The 6,601-nt window shown below is 63.9% G+C and carries 8 protein-coding genes; all 8 read right to left on the minus strand.

Features of this window, described 5'->3' with window-relative positions; translation table 11 throughout:
* Positions 1-258 (minus strand): cytochrome C assembly protein (locus tag OEX18_15355; protein MDH4338644.1); only part of this gene is annotated, 258 nt, incomplete at its 3' end.
* 2 nt (positions 259-260) lie between these two features.
* A complete protein-coding gene (locus OEX18_15360; GenBank protein MDH4338645.1) occupies positions 261-929 on the minus strand; it encodes a heme exporter protein CcmB in 669 nt (222 codons plus the stop codon).
* A gap of 8 nt (positions 930-937) precedes the next feature.
* Positions 938-1,693 (minus strand): ABC transporter ATP-binding protein, encoded by a 756-nt coding sequence (locus OEX18_15365; GenBank protein MDH4338646.1) that lies wholly within the window; start codon positions 1,691-1,693, stop codon positions 938-940.
* Positions 1,690-2,952, minus strand: coding sequence for a hypothetical protein (locus OEX18_15370; protein MDH4338647.1), 1,263 nt, complete (start codon positions 2,950-2,952; stop codon positions 1,690-1,692). The genes OEX18_15365 and OEX18_15370 overlap by 4 nt, the downstream gene beginning before the upstream one ends.
* A gap of 2 nt (positions 2,953-2,954) precedes the next feature.
* Positions 2,955-3,305 carry a hypothetical protein gene (locus OEX18_15375; protein MDH4338648.1) on the minus strand — a complete coding sequence of 117 codons (351 nt, stop codon included), beginning with the start codon at positions 3,303-3,305 and terminating at the stop codon, positions 2,955-2,957.
* A complete protein-coding gene (locus tag OEX18_15380; GenBank protein MDH4338649.1) occupies positions 3,305-3,796 on the minus strand; it encodes a cytochrome c-type biogenesis protein CcmH in 492 nt (163 codons plus the stop codon). The genes OEX18_15375 and OEX18_15380 overlap by 1 nt, the downstream gene beginning before the upstream one ends.
* Positions 3,793-5,829, minus strand: a complete 2,037-nt coding sequence (locus OEX18_15385) for a heme lyase CcmF/NrfE family subunit (GenBank protein ID MDH4338650.1) — start codon at positions 5,827-5,829, stop codon at positions 3,793-3,795. Before OEX18_15385 ends, OEX18_15380 begins: the two co-directional genes overlap by 4 nt.
* Before the next feature lie 66 nt (positions 5,830-5,895).
* Positions 5,896-6,369: a cytochrome c maturation protein CcmE gene (locus OEX18_15390; protein ID MDH4338651.1), complete on the minus strand. Its 474-nt coding sequence runs from the start codon at positions 6,367-6,369 to the stop codon at positions 5,896-5,898.
* Between the last annotated feature and the right edge of the window lie 232 nt (positions 6,370-6,601).

Consider the following 6,601-nt stretch of genomic DNA (forward strand, 5'->3'; position numbering starts at 1 on the left):
CAGCACGCCCACCTCGGCGGCCGCCACCGCGCGCGCGTCCCACTTGGGGTCGCGGGTGGCGAGGTAGCGGAAGCTCGCGATGAACACGATGAGAAAGCCAAGAAACGCGTTCCAGGCCAGCGGCACGTGGAAGTAGAAGATCTTCTGCACGATGCCCTGTTCCTTCTCGATGGGCGCGTAGAAGAAGACCATCACCAGCGCCACCGCCATCCACATGAACAGCGCCGACTCCAGGACGGCATTCCGTCGCGTTTGCATTGTCACTCCTCCAGTGCGTACTCGAAGACCAGCAGCGACGCGGTCACGAACACCACGTCGTACACCAGCAACAGCTTGAACCAGAAACCCGCGCTGTCGATGCCGCCCAGCGCGAAGGACGTTGTCTCCACCGCCGCGATCAGCGCGGGCACGCTGATGGGGATGAACAGCAGCGGGAGCATCAGCTCGCGCATGCGCGTGTTGGCCGCCACTACGGAGAAAAGCGTCCCCGGCGCGGCGAAGCCGATGGCACCCAGCGCGAACGAGGCCGCGAACCAGCCGATGCGCTCCGCGGGCACCGACACGTCAAAGAAAATCACGAACAGCGGCAGCACCGCAAGCTGCGTCGCCATGAGAAAAATGGTGTTGGCGAAGAACTTCCCCAGGTAGATGCCGCCCGCGTCCACCGGCGCCAGTGCGAGCGCGCGGCCCGCACCCGATTCCTTTTCGATGGCGGAGCTGCGGTTCAAGGCCAGCGTGCCGCTGAACGCGAACGCCACCCAGAAGAACCCAGCCGCCAGCCGGCGCATCTCGGGCGTGTCGCCGCCCAGCGCAAAGTTGAACACCACCAGCACCAGCACCGCAAACACGAACGCCGCGCTCACGGCGTCGCGGGTGCGCATCTCGATCTTGAGATCCTTCCACAGAACGGCGGCGGCAACTCGCAGCATGGTGGGGTTCAGGCGCGCGGCCGCTCCGGTTCGGGTGTGGGTGCGCCGCGCGTGTTGCCGGTGAAGAGCACCGTCCAGTAGGCGTGACGGAACTCGGCCAGGTCGGCCTCGGTGGTGGGCCGGTCGTAGGTGAGCGCGCCGCGCTCCAGGATAACGGCGCGCGTGGCCACCGGGTAGGCGCGCTCCACGTCGTGCGTGCTCATTAATACCGTGCCACCATGGTTGGCGAACTCGCGCAGCATGGTGGCGAGCGACTGGCTGGAGATTTCATCCAGGCCGGTGAAGGGCTCGTCGAGCAGCAGGAGCCGCGGATCGTGCACCAGCGCACGGGCGATGGCGGCGCGCTGCTTCATGCCGCGGGAGAGTTCGCGGATGGTGCTCGCGGCGCGCGTGCCCAGTTCCACCCGCTCCAGCAGTTCGATCGCGCGCGCCTCCGGGTTTGCCACGCCGTAGAGCCGCGCGAAGAAGCGCAGGTTATCCAGCACGGTAAGGTCCGAGTAGAGGCAGATGTCGTGCAGCACGAAGCCCACCGCGCGCCGCGTTTCCAATGACGCGCGCTTGATGTCCTCGCCGAAGATGCTTACGGTTCCGTCGTAGGAACGGATGAGCGATCCGGCGATCTGCAGGAAGGTGGATTTTCCGGCGCCGTTGCGCCCGAAGATGGCCACGCACTCGCCCGGCGTGACGGAGAGGTCCACGGCCCGAAGCGCGGCCACGCGGCCGTAGCGCTTGGTGAGCCCCGCGCACGCCAGCGCCGCGCTCATGAGGCCTGGGTGGGTTTGACCGCGTGCGGCGCAGCCTCCGGTTTGTGCTGTTGTTCGGGCGCCTTGCCGCCGTGTGCGCGCATGCGCAGGGCCATGACGCCCAGCTTGGTCATCAGACTTTCCCGCGCCGCCTTGTGGGCATCGTTAGAGATGGAGCCGGTGGCGTGCAGGTCGTCGAGGCGCGCGAGCCGTGTCACCAGCAGGTCGTAGTAGCCGCGCAGCACCTTGGGATCGTTGAGCGGGTCGCTCGAGCCGCGCAATGTCACAAAGGCCAGTGTTCCCAGCACCAGGCCCAGTGTCACCATGAGGTAGCGTGAGAACGATTCCGACTGGCCGGCGACCACCGTCACGTCACCGCCGCCTCCACCCCCACCCCCACCGCCCGCCATCTCCGGCCCGTGTTCGTGGCCGCCCACGAACTTGAGCTCCAGCGCGGAGCCCCGGGTGAGTCCGTGCAGCGTCCACGACGCCATGCCGTGCACGTCCTCCTGCTTGGCGAGGCTGTGCGACGTGCTGGTGATCTGCATGTGCGGATCCACCGCGAAGATGCTCACGTGACCGATGTCGTAGATGATGTCCTGGTTGAGGTCGTACTCGTCGCCGGCGTAGGGGACCTTGTAGGTGATCCCCACGCGCGTTACACCGGGACGGATGGGATAGTCGAGGTAGTACACGTTGTCGGTGCCGGTGGCCTCGGGATCGCGGTCGAGCGGGACGTTCATGGACACCACGAAGCACTGCGTAATGGTGTCCACGTCCGCCGGAATGTACAGGCGGAAGAAGCCTTCGTCGCCGTTGATGGAGCGCGCCGGCTCGGTGGCGTTGTCGATCTCGAACATCTGCTCGATCACGAGGCGGTCGCCATCGCGCACGGCCGCAATGTGGGGCATGGTGACCTTCACGCCGTCCCATGACGTCGTGGTCTCGTACACCTTCACCGTGACTTCCTTGTCGGTTCCGTCGGGCTGCAGCGGTTCGTTGTAGGAAATGCCCGCGTAGTCCACACGCAACAGGTAGAAGCCCTGCGCGGCGAGGTTCTCCATCACGAACTCACCGTTCTTCGACTTCACGGACTGTTCCTCGTCCATGCCCTGGGAGGGATTCACAGCGTACACCGTGGCATCCACGCTCTTGCCGGTGGTTCCGTTGACAATCTTGCCGCGCACCGTGAAGGCGCCGGCGTTGCCGGCCATCACGGTGAGCGCGGTCAGGACGAGCACGGCCAGAGGCAACCGGCCGTGCGACCTCGATGTTGACATGGCTAGTTCACCTTCCGGCGCGACTTTACGTCGTGTTCGATCATGTCCTCGACCTCGCGCCGCAGGTGCGCCTCGTCGATCTGCTTGACGACCTCGGCGGCTTCCGCCATGAGGCCCTCGCGCAGGCGCTTGTGGTCCGTCTCGGAGAGCTTGCCCATGGCGAACTCGTTGTCGAGGTCGCGGAGGTTGTCATAGACGATGCTGCGCTTGGAGTAGAGGTAGGCGAGCTTCTTCTGGTCGCCCAGGCCGAGCATGTCTTCCAAATAGTAGAGATGACGTTTGGAGCTCACCAGCGGATAGGCCACGAAACCGAGCGCCGCCGCGGAGAGAATTCCGATGACGAAGAGGGACATTATTGATCGATCCTCATTTCTTTCTCGATCCGCTTCTGGAGATCGGGGTCGATCTCGACGGATGTGCCGCCCGCGGTGGCGAGCCTGCGTCGGGCCGCCCAGCGCGACGCCATGTAGAACACGACGAAGAGGCCGACGAGCAGGCCGAAGCCCGGCATCACCCAGGCGGCGATGTTGAAACCTTCCGTCGGCGGCGACGAGAGCACCTTCAGGCCCATCTCGTCGACGAAGCCCTGGATGATCTCCTCGTCGCTCTTGCCTTCCAGCAGCTGCTTCTCAACCGACTGCCGCATAGGAATGGCCGAGGGGCAGTTGACGTGGTTGCACACGCGCAGAATCATCTGGCAACTGCACTGGCACACCAGCTTGTCGGAGATGGTGTTGAAGCGCGTGGCGAGAACCGGGTCCTCGAGCGTGGACTTGGCCGACTGCCCGAGCGCAGTGGTTGCCGCTACCAGGAGCAGGAGTACGATTGCGGCCGCGCGCTTCACGTGGTCACCAGTTCTTCCGCGTCTTCGAGCAGCTTCTCGACCGAGCGCTTCTGTTTCTTGACGCGGCGTTCGCGGCGGTTGGGGAGCAGCGTGATGATGGTGCCGCCCACCAGCACGTAACCGCCCAGCCACACCCACGACACCAGCGGGTTGATCCACACCTGCATCACCACCGCACCGGTCTGTTCCTTCACGTTGGCGAACACCACGTACACGTCCTCGAGGGGCGTGTGGTGCATGCGCACCTCCGAGGTGGTCTGTTCGCTGGCCGGGTAGAAGCGCTTCTCGGGCGAAAGCTCGGCGATCTTCTTGCCGCCGGTGGACACCGCCACCGTGGCCGACATGCCCTCGAAGTTCGCGTTGGAGACGTCGTCGATGGAGAGGCACTCGAAGTCGTACTTGCCGATGGTGAACTTGTCGCCCTCTTTCACCTCGCCCCAGCCCTCGGTGGTGAACGCCTGGCCGGTGAAGCCGACGATCAGCATCAGGAAGCCCAGGTGGGTGATGTATCCGCCATAGCGGCGCTTGTTGGCCATGGTCAGCCCGATGAGCGCGTTGAACATGTTCTCGCCGGTGTTGCGCATGCGCGCCCGCGCGCCGCGGTTGAACTCCGAGAAGAGCGTTACCAGCACGAAGGCGGAGAGACTGAACGACATCACCGGGTAGATGGAACGAATGCCGAAGATCACGCACCCGATGGCCGTGGCCACGCCCATCAGGGTGGGCCACATGAAGATGTGCTTCATGCTCTCCCACGACGTCTTGCGCCACGCGAGCAGCGGGCCCACGCCGGTGAGGAACAGGAGGAACATGGCGATGGGGATGTTGATCTTGTTGAAGAACGGCGCCCCCACCGTCACCTGCTCGCCGGTGACCAGTTCGGAGAACACCGGAAAGAGCGTCCCCCAGAATACCGCGAAACACGCCGCCAGCAGGATGAGGTTGTTGAACAGGAAGCTTGCCTCGCGCGATGCGTACGAGTCGAGCTGGTTGTCGCTCTTGAGGAACTCGAGGCGCGTGAGCACCAGGTAGAGCGCGAAGCCGCCAATCAGCACCAGGAACACCAGGAAGTAGGTGCCGATGGACGACTGCGCAAACGCGTGCACGCTGGACACGATGCCGCTGCGCGTGAGGAAGGTTCCAAAAATGGCCAGCAGGTAGGTGGTGATGATGAGCACCACGTTCCACACCTTGAGCATGTTCTTGCGTTCCTGCACGATCACCGAGTGCAGGAAGGCGGTTCCGGTGAGCCACGGCATCAGCGAGGCGTTCTCGACCGGGTCCCAGGCCCAGTAGCCGCCCCAGCCCAGCTCCACGTAGGCCCAGCGGCCGCCCAGCAGAATGCCGGTGCCGAGGAAGATCCACGCGAACAGCGTCCAGCGCCGCGCCATCCTGATCCAGCCCGCACCCAGCTCGCGCGTGATCAGCGCCGCCATGCAGAAGGCGAACGGCACCACGAATCCCACGTAGCCCAGGTAGAGCATGGGCGGGTGGATCACCATGGCCGGGTGCTGCAGCAGCGGGTTGAGTCCGCGGCCGTCCTGGGCGGTGAACACGCGCTTCACGCCGTCGCCATGATCCATCACCAGGTGCTCGAAGGGGTTGGCTCCGAACTTGTTCATGATGAGGAAGAACGCGGACGTAATGGAGAGAATGCCCAGCGTGTAGGGCACCAGCTTGCCGGAATGGTGCCGGTTGCGCAGCGCCACCAGTGCGGCGAAGCCGGTGAGGATCCAGCTCCAGAAGAGCAGCGACCCCTTCTGGCCGCCCCACAGGGCCGCCGCCTTGTAGAAGAAGGGAAGGTCGCGGTTGCTGTAGTTGGCGACGTACTCGATGCTGAAGTCGCTGCGCATGAGCAGGACTTCCAGCGCGACCACGGCCAGGGTGACGAACCCGAACACCACGTACACCGCGCGCTCGCCGCTCTTGACGAGTTCACGCCGGCCGGTGCGGGCGCCATAGAATAGAGAAAAGAGCGCGAAGACGCAGAATGTCAGCGCGATCGCGATTGAGAAATTGCCAAAGTCAGCCACGGGATGCTCCGTTGTGAGGTGTGATCAGACCCATCGCGCGCCGAAAGGCGCACACGAACCGCGATTTCAGTACGAGTCGCCGCCGGCAGACGAATTGTCCGCCCCGCCGCCGTCCATGTCAACGTCGGTCGGGTGCTGGGCATCCTTGCCGTACTCCGCCTCGTATTTGGAAGCGCACTTCGCCTGGATATGATCGGCGTCGAAAGAACCGTCCTTGAGACGCTCCCCTTCGACGATCGCCTCGGAGCCATCCTTGAACGTGTCCGGAACCGGCTGGCTGCCGGAGTACCGGACTGCAAGTGTGTGGGTCTCGTCCTGCGTGAGTGTAAACGATACGTCTTTTCCGTCGCGAACGATCGACCCCGGCTGAACGATGCCGGCCACCCGAAGGCGCTTGCCCTCGGCGCGTTCGCCCATGACGTTCAACTCGTCGATGGTGCTGTAGTAGGCCTTGCCCTCCTGGTAGCCCGCAAACGCGAAGTACGCGATCGCTACCAGGATCACACCAATACCGACGGCGAAACGAAGCTGTCTTTTCATGTTCATGCCACCCCGATTGGACCCGCGTGTGGTACGGCCGCCACGCGCTGTTAGCACCAATATAACCGAGTCACGAGGCCGCTTCAACGGCCCTTTGTGACAACCTTCACAAGTCTAAGCTTTGTAGTTCAAGCTGCCATTCTCGTTCCAAATCACGGGCTTGGTAAAGGGCCAATTCGCAGTGGAGACAACTCTACATAAATGGAGAATAATCTACAAGCTGGTGACGTGA

It is taken from the genome of Candidatus Krumholzibacteriia bacterium, from assembly GCA_029865265.1.
Classification (GTDB): Bacteria; Krumholzibacteriota; Krumholzibacteriia; order WVZY01; family JAKEHA01; genus JAKEHA01.